Below are 24,471 nucleotides of genomic sequence, written 5' to 3' on the forward strand. Positions count from 1 at the left end.
AGAACTGACCATGCAAGCCGTACTTTCTACCCATGAAACCCCGTCAGGCAAGGTTCGAGGCGACTGGACACCGATCAACTATGACCTGCGTGACACCTGGTTTCCGGTGGCCCATAGCCGTGATCTCAGTGCACGGCCAATCCGGCGCATCATTCACGCACAGCCCTATTACCTGTGGCGGGATAACGGGCAGCCGATGGCGGCTGAGTTTCACCCTCATCGACCGGAAAAGGCAGCGCAATTGACGGCATTTACCGGCGGCCGGGGTGTCTATCCGTTGATAGAGCGCTACGGTTACATCTGGGTCTGGTACGGCAATCCGGATAATGCCGACGCGCTGTTGCTACCCCATATTCCGTTTCTACCGCTGGATGGCAGTCTTCCTGGTTATACCCAGCGAACGGTACGTTTTGATGCGACGTCGGCGCTGTCCGTAGAGAACCTTATCGACTTGACCCACGCCGATTTCCTGCACGCCAATACCATTGGCGACGGCATCAGTGAGTCGGATGTGGTGGAGGTGCAATGGACCTCTGAAACGGTAACCCGTACCCGCACCGTCGCGCAGAAATCAGTCGCGCCAATCATGCGCTGGGTCGGCGGCGTGCGCGCCAAGTACCAGGACTTTCGCGCGGTATTGCACATTCACTTGCGCAGCAACGTGTGCATCTCCTATCCGCGTTTTCGCCCGGGTTATGACGTGCCCAACCTCCAGCCATTCCTGCCGGTAGGCAAACACCGCTCGCGCTGTGACGTCACGTTCAACACCACTGCTGCACCTGCACCGTTTCGTTATGTGATGCCGCGCATCAACTACATCATCCAGCCGCAGGACAACTCCGTGGTGCGCCCGCAGAACCAGCGTTACTTCGAGGTCGACGAACGGCGTGACTTGCACTCGCGTTTCGATACGCCAGGTACGCGCTATCGCTATCAGATGGAGCAACTGGCGCAACGCCAACGCGCAGGTCAATTCGCCTACGGCAGTGATGCCGAACCTGGACGCAACATCAGCGCCTTGTTGGGTATGGATGAATGACCTTACAACAAGAGGAATAACCAATGGATCTGGGCATTGCCGGGCGCAAGGCGGTGGTGTGCGCATCTTCCCGAGGGTTGGGCAAGGCCTGTGCCCTGGCATTGGCGCAGGAAGGCTGTGAAGTGCTGATCAATGGCCGCGACGCGGCATCCCTGGCGCAAACAGCCCAGGACATCCTCAGCAGTACCGGTCGAGTGCCCCGTACGGTGGTCGCGGATCTATCCACGGCGGATGGGCGAGCGGCGCTGCTGGCCGCGTGTCCGGATGCGGACATTCTGGTGACCAACAATGGCGGGCCAGAACCAGGGCGCTTTGAAGACTGGGACCACGCGGCCTGGCAGGCCGCCATTGAGGCCAACATGCTCTCGGGCATTCTGCTGATTCAGGCAGTGGTGGGCGGTATGCGTGAGAGAGGATTTGGCCGCATCGTCAACATCACCTCGGCCATGGTCAAGTCACCCCGTTTGCCCTTGGGGTTGTCCACAGCAGCGCGTGCCGGGCTGACTGCTTTCAGCAAGGCACTGTCAGCTGAGGTGGTGCGCGACAACGTGACCATCAACAACCTGTTGCCCGAGCGAATTGAAACCGATCGCCTGCGCTTCATGACCGAGCAGGTAGCCAAGCACCGTCAGCTCGATATGGAGCAGGCCAGGGCGGAAATGTTGAGGCCCATCGCTGCCCGACGATTCGGCCGGCCGAGTGAATTGGCCGCGGCCTGCGCTTTTCTCTGTTCGGTTCAGGCCAGTTATATCACCGGGCAGAATCTGCAGATCGACGGCGGTAGTTACTCAGGCTTGATCTAACCGCCTGCACGGTTTTTCCAATCGACGGGCGGTACTTCGTCGGCCTCGAAATCCAGCTCCACTTCGACCCCGTTGGGGTCCTGCATGAACAGCTGCCAGGTGCGCGGTGTGCCGGGGGCTCTGATCACTTTGAAGTGCACGCCATGATGTTCAAGGTGTGCCCAAACCTTCTGCAGGCCTTGGGCATGAAAGGCCATATGGTCGAGCGCGCCGCGTCGTGGTTGCGGCATCTCAGACACACCTACCACATGCAGGACCGGCTGATCGCCTGCGTACAGCCAGTAACCGGGAACCGGAAACGGCGGACGTGGCCCCTCGATCAAGCCAAGTATCCGGCTGTAGAAATCCCGTGTTGCCTCCAACTGGTCGGAGACGACGGTGAAGTGGTCCATACGCAAAATCATGTCGAGGTCCTTGGGTGGCAAAGTCCGATAAATGAACGTATTTCACATTTGTGTTCATATTTGAATTTATGATTCTATATTCGGAATGCTAATCCAGCTATGGAATTTGGTTAAGGCGACTTAGAGTGACGCCATGGATGCGCTCTGCAGCTTTGCTGCAGAGCGCGATGGGCAGAACAGACACTCAAAGGTGCTGCATGAGCCAGGCAATCCTTGAAGGTACCCGCGTCATCAGCCTGTGTTCCGGCATTGCCGGTTCGGCTGCCGGACTACAACTGGGCGAGGCGGGCGCAGAAGTGGTGATGGTCGAGCCGCCGGATAACCCTGCCAGAAAGCAACCGGCATTGTTTGCGGTGCTCAATCGCGGCAAGCGCAGTGTTGTGCTCAGTCTGGAAAATACCGCCGACCGCCAACAGTTGCAGCAGCTGCTGGCCAGTGCCGATGTACTGCTGCACGATTTCACACCTGCACAGGCGCAAGCCCATGGATTGGCGGACGAGCAACTCGCCGCAGATTTTCCTCGGCTGGTCATCTCCGCTATCGGCGGCTGGCCGCAGCGTCATGCGCTGGCCAATGACATTCCCCACGAAACATTGATCCTGGCGCGCCTGGGGCTGCTGGACGAGCAACCGGCGCACCGTTCTGGTCCGGCTTTCATACGCATGCCCTTTGCCAATTGGCTGGCCTGCTGGCTGTGCGTGATCGGGGTCATGGCGCGCTTGCTGGCGCGTCAAAGGGATGGCAAGGGAGGCATCGCTCATACGAGCCTGGCCCAGGCCGCGCTTGTGCCCATGACCATGCATTGGAACCGCGCTGAAACACCGACAGCGGCCTTTGCCAAAGGCCTGGATAAACACATTCCGATCCCGTTGCACCGATGTGCCGATGGGCATTGGTTGCATGTGCACTATTCTCCGGACAAATCACCCTGGATGGCCGCCGCGCTGAGTGAACTTGGAGAAACCGAAGTCGCTCGCCTGAACGGATTGTGGCCGCCCAGCCATGTCGCACCCAACTTCGGCGCCAATAGGGCGATCATCGCTACGCGGCCTGCGCAGGAGTGGGTCGAGCATTTCTGGCAGCACGATGTTGCTGCACAGATAGCCGCGCCTTTTGGCGATATCTACTTTGACGAACAAGCCCGGGTAAATGGCTATGTGGTTGAAGTGGACGATGTGCAGTTGGGCAAGACCCTTCAGCCAGGGGCTGCCTGGAAGGTCCATCCACCTGCACGAACCGGCGCCAGTGCGCCGCTGATGGGGGAAGGGAACGCCGCACTGCTCGATGCACTTGTCGAGATTCAGCCTACGCAGTCACAGGATGGTCCGGCGCCTCTGCCTCCCTTGCATGGCCTGAAAGTGCTGGACCTCGGCGCCTACCTGGCAGGTCCCTTTGCGTGCATGTTGCTCGCTGACCTTGGGGCTGAAGTCATCAAGGTCGAAGCACCCAAAGGTGATGCGATGCGCCGCCTTGAAAGGATTTTCAGCGGTACCCAGCGCGGCAAGCTGGGCGTGGCGCTGCAGTTGGGTGACCGGCAAACCGGGCCTGCTGTGGAAGCGCTGGCGCGTTGGGCCGATGTGGTGCACCACAACATGCGTTTGCCGGCCGCGCGCAAACTCAAGGTCGATTACGACAGCCTCAAGGCACTTAACCCGCAATTGCTGTATTGCCATGTCAGTGCTTATGGGGCGAGCGGGCCGCGTGCGGATTGGCCGGGCTTTGACCAACTGATGCAAGCCGCCTGTGGTTGGGAGGTCGAGCAGGGAGGGGAAGGCCAGGCGCCCATGTGGCTGCGTTTTGGTGTCGGTGATTTTTTTGCCGGTCTGTCCTCGCTCTATGCCTTGCTGCTTGGGTTGTACGAACGCAACCGTACTGGCGTGGGGCAAATGGTCAGCTCGTCATTGCTGGGCGCCACGTTGTTGTCGATGAGCGAAGCTGTGATGTTGGAGGACGGCAGCCTCACGCCGGTCGCCCATATGGACGCCAATCAGACCGGGCTGAGTGACGACCACCGCATGTACCAATGCAGTGATGCCTGGCTGGTAGTGGTCGCTCTGCAGGAAGACGAGGCGCTGCGTTTACGCACGCTGACGGACGGGCAGCCTGATGCTTACTTTTCAGGCCTCAGCCGGCAGGTGGCGCTCGATGAGTTGGCGCGCAGGCGCATTCCGGCACAGCCGGTGCTGGAAGCGCAAATGGATGCCTTTCTCGATAGCCCTGAACATGCCGCAGCGGGGTTGCATGCCCATTATGGCCACGAGGTCTACGGCGATATGCAGCAGATCGGCGCATTCTGGGATTTCGGCGATTTGCCGTTATCGCTGCATCGTCCACCGCCCGCCCTCGGCCAGCATACAAGGCAAGTGCTGGAAAGCCTCGGCATTGCCGGAAGCGAACTTGATCATTTGGTTAGCACAGGTCTGGCGGCCTTGTCGTGACAGGTCTTTCGATTGGCAGTCTTTATTTAAACGCACAAGGATTACCCATGGACGAGTTGGATTTCAGCGGCAAAACCGTGTTGGTCATCGGCGGTTCCAGCGGTATTGGCAACGGCATTGCGCAGAGCTTTCGCCAGCGCGGCGCCGAGGTACATGTGTGGGGCACGCGTGCCACTGCCGAGGCGTATCAGGACTCGGCTGACTCTGATCTTGAAGGGTTGCATTACGCTCAGGTCAATGTTGCGGATGCGGCGCTGATTGAGGCTGTCAGTGTGCCTTTCACGCGGTTGGATGTGCTTGTTCAAGCGCAGGGCACGGTGCTCTACGACCGTCAGGAGTTTCTCACCGAAGGCTTCAAGCGTGTGCTCGACGTTAACCTCACCAGCTTGATGATGTGTGCACAGAAGTTTCATCCGCTGCTGAGGGAGGCCAAGGGTTCGATGATCACGGTCAGCTCGGCAGCCGCGTTTCACTCAACCCGCGGCAACCCCGCCTACAACGCGTCTAAGACTGGCGCTTTCGGGCTGACCCGGACCCTGGCTGAAGCCTGGGCCCGTGACGGTATCCGGGTGAACGGCATTGCCCCGGGACTGGTGGAAACCAAGCTCACGCGGGTGACCACCAGCAATCCAAAACGCCTGGAAGGGGCACTGCGCGCCATCCCGCAAGGACGTCTTGGAACGCCCCGGGACATGGCCAACGTTGCCTTGTTTCTCGCCTCGCCGCTGGCCGGATACGTGCTCGGTCAAACCCTGTTGGTCGACGGCGGCATGCTGCTCGCCTGATCGTTATTTGCTAGGAGATCTACCATGGCCTGGGACTTTCAGACAGATCCTGAGTTTCAAGTGGAGCTGGATTGGATCGAGCGTTTCGTGCGTACCGAAGTCGAACCCCTCGATCACGTGCTGGGCAGTCCGTGGAATATCCATGACCCGCTGTTCAAGCAATTGGTCAAACCCTTGCAGGCACAGGTCAAGGCGCGCAAGTTGTGGGCGTGCCACCTGGGGCCGGAACTGGGGGGCGCCGGTTATGGCCAGGTACGTCTGGCCTTGATCAATGAGATTCTCGGACGCTCACTGTTCGGTCCGATAGTGTTCGGTTGCCAGGCGCCGGACTCGGGTAACGGCGAAATCCTCGCGCATTACGGCACCCAGGAGCAGAAGCGCCGTTATCTGCAACCCTTGCTCGACGGCGACATCGTTTCCTGCTTCGCCATGACCGAACCTCAGGGGGGCGCAGACCCGGCCGTCTTCACCACGCAAGCGGTGCGGCACGGGGATGACTGGTTGCTGAGCGGGGAAAAATGGTTTGCCTCCAATGCCCGCTATGCCTCGTTTTTTATCGTCATGGCGGTGACGGACAAAACGGTTTCGGTGTACGAAGGCATGTCGATGTTTATCGTTCCCGCCGACGCTCCGGGGGTGCAGATTATCCGCAACGTCGGTATTGCCGATGATCCGGCCGCAACCCACGCCTACCTGTCCTTCGATAACGTGCGTGTGCCAGCAAGTGACATGTTGGGTGCGCCGGGACAGGCGTTTGTGGTGGCTCAGGTACGTCTGGGCGGCGGTCGTGTCCACCACGCCATGCGCGTGATCGGTCAGGCACAGAAGGCGCTGGATGCACTGTGTGAACGCTCGCTGTCGCGCAAGACTCAGGGCAGTCGTTTGGCAGACAAGCAAATGGTCCAGGAAAAGGTTGCCGACTCGTGGATCGAGCTGGAGCAGTTTCGTCTATTGGTAATGCGCACAGCCTGGCGTATTGATCACTATCAGGATTACAAACGGGTGCGCAAAGACATCGCTGCGGTCAAGGCGATCATGCCCAAGGTGTTGCATGACATCGCCGCTCGCGCCTTGCACGTGCATGGCTCGCTGGGGGTCAGCGAAGAAATGCCGTTTACCGGCTACATCGTTCGCTCTTTTCAAATGGGCCTGGCCGACGGACCGACCGAAGTGCACAAAGTCACGGTGGCGAAGCAGTTGCTGCGTGACTATCAGCCCTGCGACGAATGCTTCCCCGATTATCACCGACCTACTGCGGCAGCCCGTGCCCGGGAAAAGTACGCTGACGTGTTGGCCAGTCTGAGCGAGCTGGAGGCATGAACGACTGGCAAGAGCTGGTCGACCTCGAGCGTCTGTCGCAGTGGATGGACACCATGGGGCTGGAGAGGGGACCTATCGTGGGGGCGCAACGCCTGGCTGGAGGCACACAAAATTTGTTGCTGCGATTGCGCCGGGGTGAGCGCGACTTTGTACTGCGTCGGCCATCTGCGGAACTGCGCGAAGTCGGCAGCAAGACCATTGCCCGCGAAGCACGTTTGCTCAAGGCATTGGCCGGTTCACGGGTACCCCATGCCAGGCTGATCGCCGATTGCGCCGACCAGAACGTTTTGGGCGCGAGTTTCTATCTGATGGAGCCGGTTCGGGGTTTCAATCCCAATAATACCGAGGGCTTGCCGACACCACATGCCGTACAGCCGGCACTGCGTCGGCGTATGGGGCTGGCCATGGTGGACGCGCTGTTGCGACTGGGTGAGATCGATCACGAGGCGGTCGGGTTGGCGGACTTCGGGCGGCCGGAGGGTTTTCATCAGCGTCAGGTATCACGCTGGCTGGTTCAGTTGGACAGCGTCAAAGACTACCCGGGTTGGCCGGGGGCTGCCGGTCTGCCGGGTCTCGAACGCTTGGCCGACTGGTTGAACCAACATTGCCCGCAACAGTTTCAAGCCGGTATCCAGCACGGTGACTTTCACCTGTCCAACGTGATGTTCCAACCCGACAGCGGGGAGCTGGCGGCCATCGTCGACTGGGAACTGGCGACCATCGGCGACCCTTTGCTCGACCTGGCCTGGCTGGTGGTCACCTGGCCCGGTGCCGATGGTCGAGGTGCCGGTACTATCGAAGTGCACCCGTGGGATGGCTTTTGCAGCAGCGAAGAGCTTGTTGCCCACTACCGCGCCGGGAGTTCGCGGTCGCTGAACCATTTCAACTGGTACCTGGTCTTGGCCGGCTTCAAGCTCGGCATCTTCCTCGAAGTCAGCCATGCGCGTGCCTGCGCCGGCAAAGCCTCGATGATCACCGGTGAAAAGCATCATGCCTCGGCATTGCGCCTGTTTGCTTCGGCATTGCGCCGTATTGATCAGGCAGGCTCTTAAAACAACCCGAAGAGGAATCGTCCATGCAGTTGGCAGGTAAACGAATCATCGTCACAGGGGGTGCCCGTGGCATTGGCGCGGCGGTGGTCAAAGCCTTTGTCGAGGAGGGCGCGCATGTCGTCAGTCTTGACCTTGGCGATGCTGCACCGATGACGGGTGTCGGGGGTGGTTGGGCAGAGACGAGAATCTGCGATATCTCCGACAGTCAATCAGTGGACGCCGCTTTTGCCTGGGCCTGTGATCGACTCAAGGGACTGGATGTGTTGGTGCACGCCGCAGGAATCGCACCGAATGCCAGCGCTGATGCAATTACCCTGGAAGAGTGGGAACAGGTGTTCGCGGTCAATACTCGAGGCACCTTCCTGACCAATCGTGCGGCCTATGAACGGCTTAAGGGCAGTGGTGGGCGCATAATCAACTTCGCCTCCGCAGCCGGCGTGCTCGGACAACCCGGTAAAGCCCATTACGCAGCCAGCAAAGGTGCAGTGTTGGCCTGGACACGCACCGTAGCCCGGGAGTGGGGCCCCTTGGGGATTACCGTCAATGCCATTGCACCGGCGATGTGGACGCCGATGTACGAGGCCACCCGTGAAAGCATGAGCAGCGAACAATTGCAGCAGCATGATGCTTACATGGCTGGGCAAGTACCCATTGGCGGGCGCCTGGGCGAACCCGCCCGCGACCTGGCGCCGGTGCTGGTGTTTCTTGCCGGGGACGGTTCGCGTTTTGTCACCGGACAAACGCTGGTCATCGACGGTGGAATGTTGATGCTCAGTTGAACGGGATGCAGCGAGCCTGAGGACTCTCAGGCTTACTGCCCCTGGCTGTTGCGGATCAACTGCAGGAACTCTTGGCGGGTGTTGTATGAATCACGGAACACGCCCAGCATCACCGACGTGCTCATGACCGAGTTCTGCTTTTCCACTCCGCGCATCATCATGCACATGTGCTTTGCCTCGATCACCACAGCGACGCCGGCGGCATCGGTCACCCGGGCAATCGCATCGGCCACCTGACGGGTCAGGTTTTCCTGAATCTGCAGGCGGCGCGCGAACATGTCGACAATCCGCGCGATCTTCGAAAGCCCCAGTACTTTGCCCGTTGGCAGGTAGGCGACATGGGCCTTGCCTATGAACGGCAGCAGGTGATGCTCGCACAACGAATAGAGCTCGATATCACGAACGATGACCATCTCATCGTTATCCGATTCAAACAGCGCACCATTGACGACCTGTTCGAGATTTTGCTGATAACCGTGACACAGGTACTGCATGGCTTTCGCCGCGCGTGCCGGTGTGTCCAGCAAGCCCTCACGTTGCGGATTCTCACCGACACCCTGGAGAATCTCACGGTAGTTTCGGGTCAGTTGTTCATTCATGAGGTGTCCTTGTTCAACTCGTCAATCTCCCGGGCCACACAGGCTGCGGCCCGGGCAAGGCTTACAGTTGAGTGACCGCGATTTTGCGGTTGTCCTGACTGGCATCATGGAACTGGGCGGCGGCTCCATTGCTCCACTGCTCCAGCAGCTGCGCCCGACGCTGTTGGGCATGAGCCAGGAAACGCTCCTTGACCGGTCCATATCCACGAACACTTTCAGGCAGCTCCACCAGGTCCTGAGCCAGGCCGAGCTTGTCGATGCTCAAGCCGCTGAGGACCTCGTCGAGAATGCTTTCGTAATCGGCCAACCAGTTGCGTTCCACCTTGCGTTCATGGGTACGGCCAAATGGGTCGAGCCAGGTATTGCGCAGGAACTTGAGTTTGGCCAACAGCTTGAATCCCTGCAGCATCCATGGCCCGAAACTGCGTTTTTTCGGTTCGCGACCCAAGCCGTTATCGTTCAGTACCGGTGGCGCCAGGTGGAAGCGCAAGCGGTAATCGCCCTCGAAGCTGGCCTGGATTTTTTCGAGGAATTGTCCATCGGTAAACAGACGGGCCACTTCGTACTCATCCTTGATCGCCAACACTTTGAAGTAGTTACGCGCAACGCTTGCCGACAGTTTTCCGGGTTGTCCCAGCAAGGCGGTTTCCGCCTTGATGAATTGATCGACGCGTTGCCAGTAACGTTGGGCATAAGCGTAATTCTGGTAAGCCGTGAGAAACTCCACGCGACGTGCCAGCGTTTCTTCGAGGCTTTGCGACAGTTGGCGATCTGCGCTTTTCACCTTGGCCGCTTCCAGTTTGCTCAATACCCGCGGCAGGTCATGGGCACTACGTCGGCCCCAGGCAAAGGCGGAGAGATTGAATGCCACCGCCGTGCCGTTCATCTCGATCGCCATTTGCAGTGCCGCCTTGCCCACGGGCAACCATCCTTTCTGGTAGGCATAGCCGAGCATGAACGTGTTGGTGGCAATGGAGTCACCCATCAAGGCCGTAGCAATTTTGCTGGCGTCGACAAAGTCCGCTTGAGCAGCCCCGACTGCCTCGGCAATTTGCGCTGACATGTTGCCAGTCTGGAAGGTCGGGTCCGGGTGCTTCAGCAAGTCACCACTTTCCGCCTGCTGGGCGAAGGTGCGGACAAAAGCACTGGTGATGGTTTCTTCGCTGTTGATCAAGGCATGGGTCACGCCATGACGCAGCTTGGACAGGGTTTCGGTATTGGCGCTGACCACCAGATCGCAGCCTAACAGCAGGGCGGCTTCACCTTCGGCGATGCGGGGGGCGAACAGTTGTTCCTGGTGTTCGGCGATACGGATATGTGACCAAACCGCACCACCTTTCTGCGCCATGCCGGCCATGTCCAGGTTGAGGGTGCCTTTACCTTCGATAAACGCGGCCATCCCCAGCAGCGCGCCGATGGTCACCACACCGGTTCCCCCCACGCCAGTCACCAGAATGCTGTACGGCTCATTCAGCGAGACGGTGGGTGGCGTGGGCAGGTCCCAAGAATCCTCCGCACTCGACGCAAGGGCTTTGGGTTTACGCAGCGCGCCGCCCTCGACGGTTACGAAGCTTGGGCAAAAACCGTTAAGGCAGGTGAAATCCTTGTTGCAGGAGGATTGGTCGATTTCACGTTTGCGACCGTACTCGGTTTCCACGGCCACCACTGACATGCAGTTGGACTTGCTGCTGCAATCACCACAACCTTCACACACCGCTTCGTTGATCACCACTCGGCGTGCCGGATCCGGGAACTTGCCACGTTTACGACGTCGACGTTTTTCCGCAGCGCAGGTCTGGTCATAGATGATTGCGGACACACCTTTGTACTGACGCAATTGTTCCTGCACTTCCTCCATTTTGTCGCGGCGCAGCACCGGCACGCCGTCGGCCAGATCATGGATGTGCTGGTACTTCTCGACATCGTCACTGACCACGACAAGGCGTTGCACGCCTTCGGCGGCAAGCTGCCGGCTGATCTGTGCGACGCTGAGACTGCCATCCACCGGTTGGCCGCCGGTCATGGCCACGGCATCGTTGTAGAGGATCTTGTAGGTGATCTGCACTTTTGCAGCGATGGCAGCCCGGATGGCGAGAATGCCGGAGTGGAAATAGGTGCCGTCACCGAGGTTGGCAAACACATGCTCGGTTTTGGTAAATGGCGCCTGTCCGATCCACGCCACGCCTTCGCCGCCCATCTGGCTGAAAGTCTGGGTCTGCGGATAAATCCATGCTGCCATGTAGTGGCAGCCTATGCCGGCCAGGGCTCGACTTCCCGCCGGGACTTTGGTCGATGTGTTGTGCGGGCAACCTGAGCAGTAATGGGGTACACGCTCCATCAGGTTGCTGAACTGGTGTTTACTGGCCAGCTGCGCGTCCAGCACTGCGAGGCGAACTTGCAACGGACCATTCTGATGCAAACGCAAAATACACTTGGCCAGTGCGCGGGCGATCATCGCCGGTGTGAGGTCGTTGACTGCCGGCAGCAGCCAGTCGGTGTGCGGCAGGCTCCATTCGCCCTTATCGTCAAACTTGCCAACGATGCGTGGACGCACGTCTTCACGCCAGTTGTAGAGTTCTTCCTTCAACTGGTACTCGATCAGGTGGCGTTTTTCTTCCACCACCACAATCTCCTCCAGGCCCTCGGCGAACTGCCGCACGCCTTCGGCCTCCAGGGGCCAAACCATGCCGACCTTGTACACGCGCAGTCCGATCTGCTGCGCGAGCGCTTCGTCGATGCCGAGGATTTTTAGCGCCTGGCAGACGTCGAGGTAGGATTTGCCCGAGGTGACAATGCCGATTCGCGCTTTCGGTGAGTCCATCACAATACGATCGAGCCGGTTGGCGCGGGCGTAGGCGAGGGCGGCGTACAGTTTGTGTTCCAGCAGTCGTTGTTCCTGCGCGAGAGGCGGATCTGGCCAACGGATATTCAAGCCACCTTCCGGCAGTGGGATATCTGGAATAACCGGCTGGACGCGGTGGATGTCGATATCGACGACGGCTGCGCTTTCTACGGTGTCCGCCACCGCCTTGAGTGCCACCCAACAGCCGGAGTAACGCGACATGGCCCAGCCGTGCATGCCGTAGTCGAGGTATTCCTGCACGCCTGAGGGTGCAAGTACCGGCATCATCACCGCTTTGAAAATGTGCTCGGTCTGGTGTGGCAACGAGGAGGAGCGAGCGCCGTGATCATCACCGGCAATGGCCAGTACACCGCCGAATTGGGACGTGCCGGCAGCGTTGGCATGTCGGAACACATCGCCGCAGCGGTCGACGCCTGGGCCCTTGCCGTACCACATGCCGAATACGCCATCGTAGGTGGCGCCTTCAAAGATATTGACCTGTTGCGTGCCCCAGATCGATGTGGCGGCAAGGTCCTCGTTCATGCCTGGATGGAACACCGTGTGGTGCTCCTTGAGGTAGTTCCGGGCTTTCCACAATGCCTGATCAAAACCACCCAAGGGCGAGCCACGATAGCCGGAAATGAACCCGGCAGTGTTCAAACCATTGGCCAGGTCCCGTTGACGCTGCATCAGGGGCAGACGTACCAGGGCCTGAATACCGGTGAGTAAAACTTTTCCGCTGTGCTGGATGTATTTGTCATCCAGGGACGGGGACGCACTCATGCTCATCCTCCAGGCTTTATTGTCATGGCGGCGCCAGGAGAACGGCGTTGCCTCGTTATTGGCTGGAGTCTAGGGAGCGGTGGGCGGGATCGTAAAATCACAAAAACGACGGCCTGATATTGGATATTCAGATACCGGAATGCAGCGTGTTTTTTACGGTGTTGCGCAGGGTGTTGAGTGCGGTGAAACGTCAATTTTCACTACGCTGTTTGTTTGAGATCTCCGCAGAAAATATCGATGTTGCCATCGGCCGGTGTGGTGGTGACAACCACGTAGTAATCGCCGGAAAACAGCGCTGACAGAGCGACCGGGGCGCTTCTTGAATAAGTCCAGCCGCGTGTCGAAGAAATGCGGTTGGTGTTGATCCGGTCATTCATCTCGTACGCAACAGGACCGGGCTGTTTGCAGCTGCCTTTATGGATCGACGTATAGAGGTTCAAGGGGCGCAGGGTGCCGCTGGGAACCCCACTGATGACAAAGGTGAAGCCGGTCTGGTTGCCCTGGCTGGCCAAGGTGGTATTGGCGATCTGGCCGAGGTTCTGAGGGGTAGCCGATAGGGGGAAAGTGACCGTCTGACTGGATGAGTTCGTACACCCGAGGATCACCACAGCGGTCATCAGCGCCGCCATTGGATTTCTCGTGTTCATGATCAACCTCCTGTGCTGAAAAAAGTGCAAGGCGGGGATTTTCGGTATAGCTCACTGGGCATTTTCCTGCGGGAGGGGCGGACAGAGGGTGTTGTTGCGCGGGTCGAGGCTTCACGCTGCAGGCGGGAAAGGGCAGACAAAAACCGCTTGATTTGAGTAAATATATGGACAAATAACAGATATGTGTTCAATTATCTGCCCGGGCACAGACTGAAAACAAAACAGAAAAGGAGAACCCCATGCGTGCAGCAGTCATTTCCGAGCGTAACGCGCTACCGGTAGTCGGTGAGTTTCGTGAGCCAGAGCCGCAAGAAGGCGCGGTGCTGATTGATGTCGATACTGCCGGTCTTGGCGGCTGGGATGTATTGGGCGCCTATCGTTTGGGTGTCGAGTATCCCTGTGTCATTCGCGGTGAGGGCGTAGGCCGTGCGCCAGATGGTCGCCGCGTGTATTTCGGTGAGCGTTCGGTGTTGCCATTCGGAGCATGGGCTGAACGCACCCTGGTACCTCAGGCGGAAGTCTGGACTGTGCCTGATGACGTCGACGATAAAACTGCAATCAGCATGGGCATCGCCGCGACCGGCGCCATTGTGCCATTGGAAAAAGCGGCGATTCAGAAGGGCGAGAAAGTATTGATCCTCGGTGCCACCGGAACCCTCGGCCAGATCGCGTTACAACTGGCCCGCGGTATGGGTGCAGGCAAGGTGGTGGGGGCCGCGCGCTCGGCCGAAGCGTTGGGCCGCTTGAAGGCGCAAGGCATCGCAGACGAAGTGGTCACGTTGGGCGGCAGCGATGATGTCGGTGCGCTCAAAGAAGCAGCTGGCGGTGGTTTTGACGTGGTCCTCGACCTGGTGTGCGGTCAGCCGATGCTGACGTCTCTGAAAGCCACCAACTGGGGCGCACGGATCATGACCATCGGCACCGGTGCCGGACGCCAGCTCAATCTGGATATCGCCGATCTGTTGTTCCGCAGCTTGTCTTGCATCGGCACTGGCCAGCGTCCGCCCGCTGACCGCGAGCAAATCTGGTTGCGCCTGTTGAAGATCGCCAAAGAGCAGCAGATCCAGGTGGATTATCTGGATTACACCCTTGATCAGGCCGCCGAAGCCTGGGCCGCTCAGGTCAATGGACCGCACGCCAAGATCACGGCCACCATTCGCCGCTGAAGGTTTCATTGCACGGCGCCCTTCAACGGGCGCTTCGGCATTTCCTGCATCTGCCGGGCGCAGTCGTGCCTGCGGTGTTTTGCTGTCATGACCGGTATCGGAAGTCGGGATGAACAAGGGCAAAGATATTTCGATGCGCCAACTGCGCTACTTCGTGGCGGCTGCCGACGCCGGGCAGTTCTCGCAGGCAGCGCTGAAAGTGCACGTCTCGCAGTCGGCCATTACCGCCGCGGTTCTGCACCTGGAAGAGTCCATGGGTGTCAGCTTGTTCGATCGCCTACCCCATGGCGTGACGCTGACGGCTGAAGGCAACAAGTTCGCCCAGCACGCACGGCATATTCTCGACACCCTGCAGGATGCCCTCAGTGAGCCGCTGTTTCTGGGGCACACAATGCGAGGCACCGTGCGGGTAGGAGCGTCTTACACGGTGCTGGGTTATTTCCTGCCCGCGCTGTTGGCGCGGTTCAAACGCAGCTACCCGCAGGTGGACATCGATCTGGTCGACATGGATCGCCACAGCATAGAAACCGCGGTGAGCAATGGCGATCTCGACCTGGGGCTGGCCATCGTCTCCAACACACCCAGCCTGGGCGGTTTTGAGCATCAGGTGCTGATACGTTCCCGTCGGCAACTCTGGCTCGCCAGTCAGCACCCGCTCATGTCGAAAACGTCGATCAACCTGGAGGACGTTGCCGAACACGCCTACATCCTTGCCACGCTGGATGAGGGGGATGTGTCGACATTGCGTTACTGGGAGTCCCGTGGCCTGGCGCCCAAGGTGGCCTTTCGCACCTCTTCGATGGAAGCGCTGCGGGGTTTGGTGGCCCATGGTTTCGGCGTGACCATTCTTTCCGACATGCTCTACCGCGCCTGGTCTCTGGAAGGTAAAAAGATCGAAGTCCGCCCGCTGGTGGATGTCATTCCACCAATGGAACTGGGGCTGATCTGGCTGCCGAATCATCGTTTGTCCGACCCGGCTCAAGCGTTCCGGCAGTTTCTGATCATGGCGTGTGCCTCGTAGCGTGGCTACTCCCTGACGCTGCAGGTCGGCGGCCAGGTCCCGTTATTCATCAGGCTGTCGAAAGTCTCGGTCATTTCCTGCGCCGAGTTCGGGTAGTCATGACGCACCCACCACAACCACAGCCCCACCAATGCGCCGACAAAACAGCGCACGGCCGCTTCGCCTCGCATGCGCTCGGTCTGGTATAGGCCCTGTTTTCGGTAATGTTCACGCACCTGAATGATCAGGATGTTTTCCAGATGGGCAAGAATCACGTTCTGCCCCGGCCCGCTGAAAAATGCCGTAGTCAATGCGGCGTGACGCTCGGTCGCGCTGAACAGCCAGGTTGAGACATCCAGCACGACGCGGCGATCGCCATCGACCTCGGTCACCTTCGTCGCGGGAATGCCGATGGCCTCGTATCCTGCGACGATCAGGTCTTCCTTGTCGCGAAAGTGTGCATAGAAGGTCGATCGGGCCACGCCTGAACTATCGAGCAGTTGCTGGACGGTAATTCCCTCGTAGCCCTTTTCCAGCGCCAGGCGGTACATGTGGTCGAGCAGCAGCTCACGGGTGCGTTGGGAGCGTAAGGCGTGGCGTTGACTAGGGATGTTTTTGTCGAACATTTGCACACGAGCTAAGTGAGACATCCTGTACCTCTGCAGAGCTTTTTTTATTGGAGTCTTGGCGTCTGGCGCAGGTGTCGCCCGACGGTGCTGAGTGAAACATGGCTGTGTTGTTTCATATCTGCAGAATATGTTTTAGGACATATTTATCGAAAGTGTTAATGAAATATCGGGTTGCCGAACAAAATCGCCGTTCCGTCCGTTGTGGCGACCACCCGCCGGCAGTACCGTTTCTCCAGTCCGACAGAGACACTGGAGAACAATAATGAGCCATGCCGATGCGACGCCCCAGCCTTTTCCCGCGCATATCCCGCCGCACCTGGTCCGTGATTTCGACCTGTGGGCGGAGCTCACCGCGCAAGGTGAAAATGCCTATCAGTGGGCCGCTGCGTTGCACCAGACGACCCCGCCGATTTTCTGGATTCCACGCCTGGGTTTCCTGCCGGGTACTTGGGTGCCTCGCCGTGCGGAAGACTTGCGGCGTATTCTGCAAGACCCGCAAACCTTCAGCAGTGTGGGCCTGACACCCTATTCGATGTTGCTCGGTGAAAGCTGGCGTCTGGCGCCGCTGGAAATCGACCCGCCGGAACACGCCAAATACCGTGCACTGCTTAATCCGTTGTTCACCCCCAGGAAGGTCGAGGCGCTTGAACAGGACATACGCTTGCTGGCGAATCAACTGATCGACGAGGTAATCGCCCAGGGCCGCTGCGATTTCAACGAAGCATTTGCCAAACCCTTTCCCACCCTGATCTTCCTTACGCTGATGGGCTGGCCACTGGAAGATCGGCCGCTGTTCCAGCACTGGACGCAGACACTGATCAAAAGCTTTGACATGCAAACGGTGACCGACAATGCGCGAGCCATCACCACCTGGATCCGCCAGCACATCGCCGAGCGTCGCGCCAATCCCGGGGATGACTTCACCAGCTACCTGCTGACCAGCGAGATCGATGGCCGGCCGCTCACCGATGACGAAATGCTTGGCATCAACTTCCTGATTTTTATCGCCGGTCTGGACACGGTGACGTCCTGCCTGGGTCTGTTCTTTCGCCATCTGGCGCGCCACCCGGAACAGCAGGCTCAACTGCGAGCAAACCCTGAGTTGATCGGCGATGCCGTGGAAGAACTGTTGCGCTCATATTCAATCGTCAATATGCGCCGCACGGTCACCTGCGACGTGCAAATCGGCGACGCGATGATGAAGAAGGGCGACATGGTGTTGATCAGTACTGAGCTGGCCAACCTCGATCCTGAAGTGTTCGACGAGGCCGACAAGGTCGACTTTCTACGCAGTGCGGGTGCTGCGCCTCACATGGCGTTTTCCTATGGTGTGCACCGTTGCGTGGGCTCCCACCTGGCTCGCCGGGAGTTGCGTATCGCCTTGGAGCTTTGGTTACAGCGGCTGCCACCGTTTCGCATCGCTGATGACAGTACGCCTCGATTCAACGCTTTCGGTGTGTTCGGCATGGAAGAGCTGCACTTGCAGTGGGACCTGGCGGGTGCGGCGACAGAGGTTTCCTCTCAAGCGGTGGCCAGCGCATGAAAGTGCTGATCAACCAATCCGGCTGCGTCGGCCATGCCCGTTGCCACAACGTCGCGCCGTCACTCTACCCGCTGGATGACAACGGTTACATCGCCAGCGATGGCTTCATCGTGGTTGCGGGGCAGGAGGGGCTGGCCCAGCGAGGTGCCCGGGCCTGTCCTGAACGTGTAATCGAAGTGCGTGATACACCGGCCGAAACCCGGCAGGCGCCGCCAAAGGCCGACTGACCGCCGACGGTCGCAGGCTTACAGCAACCAGCAAAAAGAAGAACAACAATGAGCAAAATCTACGACTACATCATTATTGGTGCGGGTTCCTCTGGCTGCGTGTTGGCCAATCGATTGTCCGCCGACTCCAGGATCTCCGTCCTGCTGATCGAAAGCGGACCGGATCACACCAGCCCCTTGATCGCCATGCCGCGTGGCATCGGCAAATTGCTCAACCCTGGCAATCCCCATGTCTGGAGCTACCAGGCTGCGCGTGGCGAAGGCATGACTGACGAGCAATGGCTCAAGGGCAAGACCATTGGTGGCTCCAGTTCAGTGAACGGCATGGTCTATGTGCGAGGCACGCCCGCCGATTACGACAGTTGGGAAGCACAGGGTTGCACGGGCTGGGGCTGGGGTGACATGGGGCGTCAGTTCGTTGCCCTGGAAGATCATCAACTGGGCAAGGGCAAATGGCGCGGTGTCGGTGGGCCGCTCAAGGTCACCGTCCATCCCACCCGGCATGCCCTGTGCGATGCAATCATCAGCGCCGCCGGCGAGCTCGGGGTGGCGCAAACGGACGATACCAACCATGTCGACTCCGTGCTGCACGGCGGCTTTGGTTATCAGCCGCAGACCACCTGGAAAGGCCAGCGATTCAGTGCCGCAAAAGCCTTTCTCGACCCGGTGCGCCACCGTCCCAACCTGACAGTGATGACCGACACGGACGTGCAGCGCATTGTGTTCGACAAGCGCCGCGCCAGTGCCGTACAGGTCAGCAACAGCGACGGAAAGAACCGGTTCGAGGTACGTCGTGAAGTGATGGTGTGTGCCGGTGCCATCGAATCACCCAAGCTGTTGCAGTTGTCCGGCATCGGCCCGGCCGGGCTATTGAACTCACTGGGTATCGAAGTGCTGCAGGATGCTCCGGACGTCGGGCGCAATCTGCGTGAGCATGTGTACATGGCCATGCAGTACCGGGTGACCAGCGGCAGCTTCAATCACTGTTTCCATGGTGTGGGTTTGCTGGGTGCGGTGGCGCAATACTTCCTGCGCAAGAAGGGGCCAATGACCCATGCGGCCCATGAGGCCGGTGGTTTTATCAAGACCCGCCCCGAGCTGGACCTGCCGGATGCACAAATCGGAGTCAGCCTCTATTCCATGGATGGCGACGGTAACAAGGTTGCAATCGACAAGCAGCCCGGTCTGACCATCGGCGGTTATTTCCTGCGGCCCCAGAGCCAGGGCGAGGTGCGCATTCGGTCAGCGAACCCCTCCGTGCCGCCGCAGATCAACGCCAATTACTTGAGTGCCGACATCGATCGTTCCTCCGCGATTGCCTTGTTCCGCTGGTTCCGCCGCCTGGCCGACCAGCCAGTGCTCAAATCCTTCCTCGTCGGAGAACTGACACCCGGCCCGGGGGTGGAAAGCGACGAGCAGATTCTTGCGGCGTTCCGGCGCTTCGGCCAAACCGCTTTCCACGTTTCCGGCACCTGTCGCATGGGCAGCGATAGCGCTTCGGTGCTTGATCCGCAGCTGCGCGTGCGGGGTGTCGAGGGGCTGCGCGTAGTCGACACCTCGGTGATGCCTTGCCTGGTCTCCGGCAACACCAATGCCCCGGCCATGGCGATCGCCATGCGCGCAGCAGAACTCATTACAGGCAAATCCTCAGGAATCACAACACGATGAACCAGAGCACTGTGAGTGTCCCCTTTACTCAACTGGACAAGTTGTACATCGACGGTGCGTGGGTGGGCGCCGATGGGCCGCGTGAAGCCGTGCTCAACCCGGCGACGGAAGCAGTGATCGGGCATGCGCCGACCGGCGATCTGCACAGCACCGAGGCCGCCATTGCGGCTGCGCGCAACTCTTTTGACAACGGCCCGTGGCCCCGGTTGAGCATGGCCGAGCGTGCCGACCATATGCGGCGTATGCATGCTGCACTGGTGGCCAGGCGTGAGCAGATTGCGGCGCTGATCATCGCTGAAGTCGGCTGCTCGCAAGGCGTCACCTATGCCATGCAGGTGGACATGCCGTTGGGCCATGTACTGACGGCCATCGAGCAGTCGTTGCACAGCGATAGCGTGCAGATTCCGGTGCAGGCCAATCCCGATCCGTTCAACCCGACCGGGTCGATGATTCTCGGCAGCGGCACGGTGGAGCGGGAAGCCATAGGCGTGGTCGCCGGGATCACCGGCTACAACTTTCCGTTCCTGCTCAACCTGGCCAAAGTGTTTCCCGCGTTGCTGGCCGGCAACACCCTGGTGCTCAAGCCATCGCCCTTTACCCCCTATTCGGCGCTGCTGTTTGGTCAGATTGCCGAAGAGATCGGTTTGCCCAAAGGTGTGCTGAACATCATCACCGGTGGCGTTGAGGTGGGCAGCCTGTTGAGCAGTGATCCACGGGTGGACATGGTCTCGTTCACAGGTTCGGAAGCTGTGGGTGTGAGCATCATGAGCCAGGCTGCACCGACTCTCAAACGCGTGCACCTGGAGCTGGGCGGCAAATCGGCGTTGATCGTGCGCGCCGACGCGGACATTCAAGCGACGGCCCTCGGCGCTGTTGCGGGACTGGCGGTCAACGCCGGGCAGGGTTGCGCACTGCTGACCCGTTTTGTGGTGCATCACTCGGTACGTGAACAGTTCGTGCAATGTGCCAAGGCCATTGCCGGTCAATGGAAAGTGGGTGATCCGGCGGATCCGAGCGTGATGATGGGGCCGCTGATTCGCGAGTCGCAGCGGGCCAAGGTCGAACACTTCATTGCCAGCGGTCGCGATGCCGGGGCGACGCTGGTTTGTGGCGGGGGGCGACCTGCGCATTTGCGCCAAGGCTTCTTCACCGACATCACCCTGTTCGATGACGTGCGCAACGACATGCTCATTGCGCAGGAGGAAATCTTCGGGCCGGTGGGTGTGGTGATCGGCTTTGACAATGACGATGAGGCCGTGTCCATCGCCAACGATTCGCGCTTTGGCCTGAACGGTGCGGTGGCTTCAGCAGATGCCGCCACGGCTTATGCCCTGGCCCGACGGATTCGCGCCGGCAGTGTTTACCTCAATGGCGGCAGCGGCAGCCTGCCGTATGCGCCGATCGGCGGGTACAAACGGTCGGGCCTGGGGCGTGAGTTCGGACCGAACTGGCTCAAGGAGTTCACCCAGGAAAAATCCATCATCTACCCCATCGGGCGCTAGCCAGGGCGCCCTTGAACGAGGGTGCAGACGAAACGACTGACAATAAAAACAAAAGGTGGTTTGCATGAAACACATGAGTAAAAAGGGGCGCATGCGAGCTCAGCGGGTTGTGATGCTGCTGGCGGTGGGGAAGTTGGCCTTCGACTACAGTGGCGCGGCGATGGCCGTGCCCATCGAGCTGACCAACCCGGATTATCAACTGCGTTGGGACAACACCTTGCGATACACCTTGGGCATGCGTATGGAGGGGCAGGACCGGCGCATCATGAACAATCCCAACTACGATGAGTCGGACGGCAAGTTCGACAAGAATGACGTCGTCACCAACCGGGTCGACTTGCTCACCGAAGTCGATTTTTCCTACCGCAAGGAGTGGGGCGCGCGACTCAGTGCCGCCGGCTGGTATGACCAGGCCTACCACAACGACGACGTGCACAGTAACGTTCCCGGTTTCCAGACCAGCTACGACAATGACCACTACAGCTCGGAAGTAAAGCGCTACGTCGAAGGCCCGTCAGGGGAAATTCTCGATGCCTTCCTCTGGAAAAACCTGCGCGTGGGCGACTCCACGGTGAACGTCAAGATCGGTCGGCACACCAACTATTGGGGTGAGGGTTTGTTGTTCGGGGCTCATGCGATCTCCTATTCGCAAGCACCGCTCGACGGCGCCAAGGCGGTGACCAGCCCGGGTATCGAGACCAAGGAAGTGTTCTTGCCCATCGGGCAGGTGTCCGTCAAAGCCCAGGCCACTGACAATCTCACATTGGCCGCGCAGTATTTCTATGAGTGGGACTACACCCGCATTCCGTACGGCGGAACTTACTTCGGCGCGGCAGACCCGTTTTTTGAAGGTCCGGATCGCCTGCCGGTCGCGCCAGGTTTCTCCTTAAACCGGGAGAAATCCAAATACGGTCGTGACTCTGCCAACTGGGGGGTAATGGCCAAGTACGATGTTGATGCCATTCAGTCAACCATCGGCGCCTATTATCGCCAGTTCGATGATTATCAGCCCTGGCTGGCGCCGGAAGTTTCGGCCGCGACCGGGACCTATCGTCTGGTATACCCACGTAGCGTCAAGCTTGTCGGCCTGAGTTTGTCGACGGTCCTGGATACGGTGTCGGTGGGCAGTGAGATCTCTTATCGCCAAAACGGAGCCTTGAACGCAGTGGGGGTCGACCCGACTGATAACGAAGGACCTCGTGGCGACACCTACCACTTTGTCATCAACGCCGTGTACGGCGTACCGCGAAACTTCATCGCACCGAACGCCACCTTGATTGGCGAGTTTGCCTACAGCCACCTGCGCAAAGTGACCGAGCACGAAGAGCTTTACCTGGGTGAGAACAGTCCTAACTGTGTCGATCCACGTGTAGGTACACCCGGTTCGGGCGACAAGAGCGATGGTTGTTCAACCCGCGATTACGCAGCCTTCGCCGTCAACTACACGCCGCAGTACCTGTCGGTCTTCCCCTCGTGGGATATGACCGTGCCGCTGACCGTCAATTACGGCCTCTACGGCAACGCCGCCAGCGCCGGTGGCGGTAATGAAGGTGCATTGACCTGGTCGGCCGGCGTGCAAATGACCTACGCCCAGCGCTACGAGTTTGGCCTGCGTTACTCCGACACCGATGCCCAGTCGAAGAACATTCCGGGGGACACCGTCGGTGGCAACGGCGCCGTCGGCGGAACCGACCGTGGCTGGCTGGCCTTCACCTTTAAAACCTCCATCTGAACACGCCAACAAGCGGAGTAACTGATCATGAAAGGACAATTTGCGTTTGCGTTGGCGTTGTTGGGCATCGCCAACTGCAGTATGGCTGCGGCACCCGCCGATCAAGTGGCACAAATCGGCAAGACCCTGACACCCTTCGGCGCGATCATTGCGGGCAATGCCGATGGCAGCATCCCGCCGTACACCGGCGGATTGCGGCAGATTCCTCCGGGTTTCAAGCCCGACAGCGGATTCTGGGTCGACCCTTTCAAGGACGAAAAACCGATCCTACGCATCAATTCGAAAAACATGGAGCAGTACGCCGACAAATTGAGTGGCGGGCAAAAAATGCTGCTCGGCAAATTTCCCGACTATTACCTGGATATTTATCCGAGCCATCGCACGGCCGCGTATCCGCAAGAGATACTCGATGCCTCTGCGCGCAATGCCAGTACCTGTCATACCACCAAGGACAACCTGGCGGTGGACCCAGTGTGCCGGGGCGGTTTGCCGTTCCCCTTGCCGCAGAATGGCAACGAAGTGATCTGGAACCAGCAACTACGCTACAAAGGGTCGGGCTACACCACCACGTCTTCGTCCAATAGCTGGGTGGTGGATTCCCAGGGTTCGGTGACCAAGACAGCCGAGTCCGCCACCATGGAGGAAGCGCCGTACTATCAGGTCAAGCAGGCTGATCGTGATCCACAACTGTATTACCGTGCCTGGGCGATGGACAGCTATCCGGCCCGCAGTGCCGGGCAACTGATCATTCTTGCCGACTTCCTCGACCCGCAGAGCCAGCCACGCCGAGCCTGGAGCTATACACCAGGCATGCGCCGTATCAAGTTGGCGCCGGAATTCAACTACGACACGCCAGTCCCCAACCAGGGTGGGGTAAACCTGTTTGATGAATTGCAGATGTTCTCGGGTAGCCAGGATCGCTTCGATTACAAACTGGTGGGGCGCAAGGAAATGTACATTCCGTACAACGCCTACAAGTTTTACTTCGGCTGTGGTCAGCAAGAGCAGTTCATGGCGCACCACGCCAACCCGGCCTGTGAACGTTGGGAGCTGCACCGTGTGTGGGTGGTGGAAGCCACACTCAAACCGGGCAAACGCCACGTCTACAGCAAGCGTACCTACTACCTCGATGAAGACACCTTCGGTGCCGGCCTGTATGACGCCTGGGACCAGGGTGGGGTGCTGTACCGGGCGCTGTTCCAGAGTGGTGTGCAGCTGTACGACAAAACCTTGCCGTACACGGTGAAGAACGTCAGTTACGACTTCAACAAAGGCATGTGGTCACTGCTCAACGATGGGCTCAAGGGTGGCTACCGAGTGCACGATGAACCTCTGTCCGAGCGAGACATGAAACCCGAGTCGATTGTCGCTCAGGAAACGCAGCGCTGATTCGAACGATTGCACACACGTTTGCGGCCTGAATGGGCCGCTTTTTTTTGCCCGTTTTTGCCAATCGGGTGTTTTTCAGTCTTCGAAATCGCCCAATTTATTATTAATTAACTGAACACATATT

Annotated in this window: 20 protein-coding genes; 15 read left to right on the top strand and 5 right to left on the bottom strand. The window is 59.2% G+C overall.

All coding sequences use genetic code 11. The annotated features are described in order from the left end of the window. Nucleotides 1-10: 10 nt before the first annotated feature. Both EIY72_RS09960 and EIY72_RS09965 read left to right on the top strand, forming a co-directional pair. Complete coding sequence (locus tag EIY72_RS09960; RefSeq protein ID WP_093224210.1) at nt 11-1,039, top strand: aromatic ring-hydroxylating oxygenase subunit alpha; 1,029 nt, start codon at nt 11-13, stop codon at nt 1,037-1,039. Nucleotides 1,040-1,062: 23 nt separating this feature from the next. Next, entirely contained in the window at nt 1,063-1,842 is a 780-nt protein-coding gene (locus EIY72_RS09965) for an SDR family oxidoreductase (protein ID WP_093224207.1), read from the top strand. Here the strand turns inward: EIY72_RS09965 and EIY72_RS09970 are convergent. Further along, entirely contained in the window at nt 1,839-2,246 is a 408-nt protein-coding gene (locus EIY72_RS09970) for a VOC family protein (RefSeq protein WP_093224204.1), read from the bottom strand. The genes EIY72_RS09965 and EIY72_RS09970 overlap by 4 nt on opposite strands. Nucleotides 2,247-2,443: 197 nt before the next feature. Here EIY72_RS09970 and EIY72_RS09975 point away from each other — a divergent pair, with 197 nt between their 5' ends. From EIY72_RS09975 to EIY72_RS09995, 5 genes are read left to right on the top strand one after another with little or no spacing between them, the layout of a single operon-like run. Then, nucleotides 2,444-4,684, top strand: a complete 2,241-nt coding sequence (locus tag EIY72_RS09975; protein ID WP_093224201.1) for a CoA transferase — start codon at nt 2,444-2,446, stop codon at nt 4,682-4,684. Nucleotides 4,685-4,731: 47 nt separating this feature from the next. After that, nucleotides 4,732-5,469, top strand: coding sequence for an SDR family NAD(P)-dependent oxidoreductase (locus EIY72_RS09980; RefSeq protein ID WP_093224198.1), 738 nt, complete (start codon nt 4,732-4,734; stop codon nt 5,467-5,469). Between the two features lie 24 nt (nt 5,470-5,493). Next, entirely contained in the window at nt 5,494-6,789 is a 1,296-nt protein-coding gene (locus EIY72_RS09985) for an acyl-CoA dehydrogenase family protein (protein ID WP_132680124.1), read from the top strand. Beyond that, nucleotides 6,786-7,841 carry a phosphotransferase family protein gene (locus EIY72_RS09990; RefSeq protein WP_093224194.1) on the top strand — a complete coding sequence of 352 codons (1,056 nt, stop codon included), beginning with the start codon at nt 6,786-6,788 and terminating at the stop codon, nt 7,839-7,841. Before EIY72_RS09985 ends, EIY72_RS09990 begins: the two co-directional genes overlap by 4 nt. Nucleotides 7,842-7,864: 23 nt before the next feature. After that, complete coding sequence (locus EIY72_RS09995; RefSeq protein WP_093224191.1) at nt 7,865-8,620, top strand: SDR family NAD(P)-dependent oxidoreductase; 756 nt, start codon at nt 7,865-7,867, stop codon at nt 8,618-8,620. A 32-nt stretch (nt 8,621-8,652) separates the two neighbouring features. Here the strand turns inward: EIY72_RS09995 and folE are convergent, their stop codons facing one another. From folE to EIY72_RS10010, 3 genes are all read right to left on the bottom strand, one after another. Next, complete coding sequence (folE, locus tag EIY72_RS10000) at nt 8,653-9,219, bottom strand: GTP cyclohydrolase I FolE (protein WP_093224188.1); 567 nt, start codon at nt 9,217-9,219, stop codon at nt 8,653-8,655. A gap of 61 nt (nt 9,220-9,280) precedes the next feature. Then, a complete protein-coding gene (locus tag EIY72_RS10005) occupies nt 9,281-12,844 on the bottom strand; it encodes an indolepyruvate ferredoxin oxidoreductase family protein (RefSeq protein ID WP_093224185.1) in 3,564 nt (1,187 codons plus the stop codon). A 200-nt stretch (nt 12,845-13,044) separates the two neighbouring features. After that, nucleotides 13,045-13,491 (bottom strand): hypothetical protein, encoded by a 447-nt coding sequence (locus EIY72_RS10010; protein WP_093224182.1) that lies wholly within the window; start codon nt 13,489-13,491, stop codon nt 13,045-13,047. Nucleotides 13,492-13,730: 239 nt separating this feature from the next. On the opposite strand from EIY72_RS10010, the gene EIY72_RS10015 reads away from it, so the two are divergent. Together EIY72_RS10015 and EIY72_RS10020 are read left to right on the top strand one after the other, a co-directional pair. After that, a complete protein-coding gene (locus tag EIY72_RS10015) occupies nt 13,731-14,657 on the top strand; it encodes a quinone oxidoreductase family protein (RefSeq protein WP_093224179.1) in 927 nt (308 codons plus the stop codon). A 109-nt stretch (nt 14,658-14,766) separates the two neighbouring features. After that, a complete protein-coding gene (locus EIY72_RS10020) occupies nt 14,767-15,678 on the top strand; it encodes a LysR family transcriptional regulator (protein WP_093224176.1) in 912 nt (303 codons plus the stop codon). A 5-nt stretch (nt 15,679-15,683) separates the two neighbouring features. Here EIY72_RS10020 and EIY72_RS10025 read toward each other — a convergent pair whose 3' ends face one another. Next, nucleotides 15,684-16,283 (bottom strand): TetR/AcrR family transcriptional regulator, encoded by a 600-nt coding sequence (locus EIY72_RS10025; RefSeq protein ID WP_231985496.1) that lies wholly within the window; start codon nt 16,281-16,283, stop codon nt 15,684-15,686. A 265-nt stretch (nt 16,284-16,548) separates the two neighbouring features. Between EIY72_RS10025 and EIY72_RS10030 the strand changes: the two genes are divergently transcribed. The 6 genes from EIY72_RS10030 (at nt 16,549) to EIY72_RS10055 (ending at nt 24,347) form a co-directional block, all read left to right on the top strand. Further along, nucleotides 16,549-17,829 carry a cytochrome P450 gene (locus tag EIY72_RS10030; protein ID WP_093224170.1) on the top strand — a complete coding sequence of 427 codons (1,281 nt, stop codon included), beginning with the start codon at nt 16,549-16,551 and terminating at the stop codon, nt 17,827-17,829. After that, the gene (locus EIY72_RS10035; protein WP_093224167.1) at nt 17,826-18,056 is read left to right on the top strand and encodes a ferredoxin; all 231 of its coding nucleotides are present in this window, start codon (nt 17,826-17,828) and stop codon (nt 18,054-18,056) included. Before EIY72_RS10030 ends, EIY72_RS10035 begins: the two co-directional genes overlap by 4 nt. A gap of 48 nt (nt 18,057-18,104) precedes the next feature. Next, the gene (locus tag EIY72_RS10040) at nt 18,105-19,724 is read left to right on the top strand and encodes a GMC family oxidoreductase (RefSeq protein ID WP_093224164.1); all 1,620 of its coding nucleotides are present in this window, start codon (nt 18,105-18,107) and stop codon (nt 19,722-19,724) included. Beyond that, complete coding sequence (locus EIY72_RS10045; protein WP_197678799.1) at nt 19,721-21,226, top strand: aldehyde dehydrogenase family protein; 1,506 nt, start codon at nt 19,721-19,723, stop codon at nt 21,224-21,226. The genes EIY72_RS10040 and EIY72_RS10045 overlap by 4 nt, the downstream gene beginning before the upstream one ends. 64 nt (nt 21,227-21,290) lie before the next feature. After that, nucleotides 21,291-22,958, top strand: coding sequence for a DUF1302 domain-containing protein (locus EIY72_RS10050; protein ID WP_093224161.1), 1,668 nt, complete (start codon nt 21,291-21,293; stop codon nt 22,956-22,958). Between the two features lie 27 nt (nt 22,959-22,985). Continuing rightward, a complete protein-coding gene (locus tag EIY72_RS10055; RefSeq protein ID WP_093224158.1) occupies nt 22,986-24,347 on the top strand; it encodes a DUF1329 domain-containing protein in 1,362 nt (453 codons plus the stop codon). The last annotated feature ends 124 nt before the right edge of the window (nt 24,348-24,471 follow it).

The organism is Pseudomonas vancouverensis (genome assembly GCF_004348895.1).
GTDB classification, from domain to species: domain Bacteria; phylum Pseudomonadota; class Gammaproteobacteria; order Pseudomonadales; family Pseudomonadaceae; genus Aquipseudomonas; species Aquipseudomonas vancouverensis.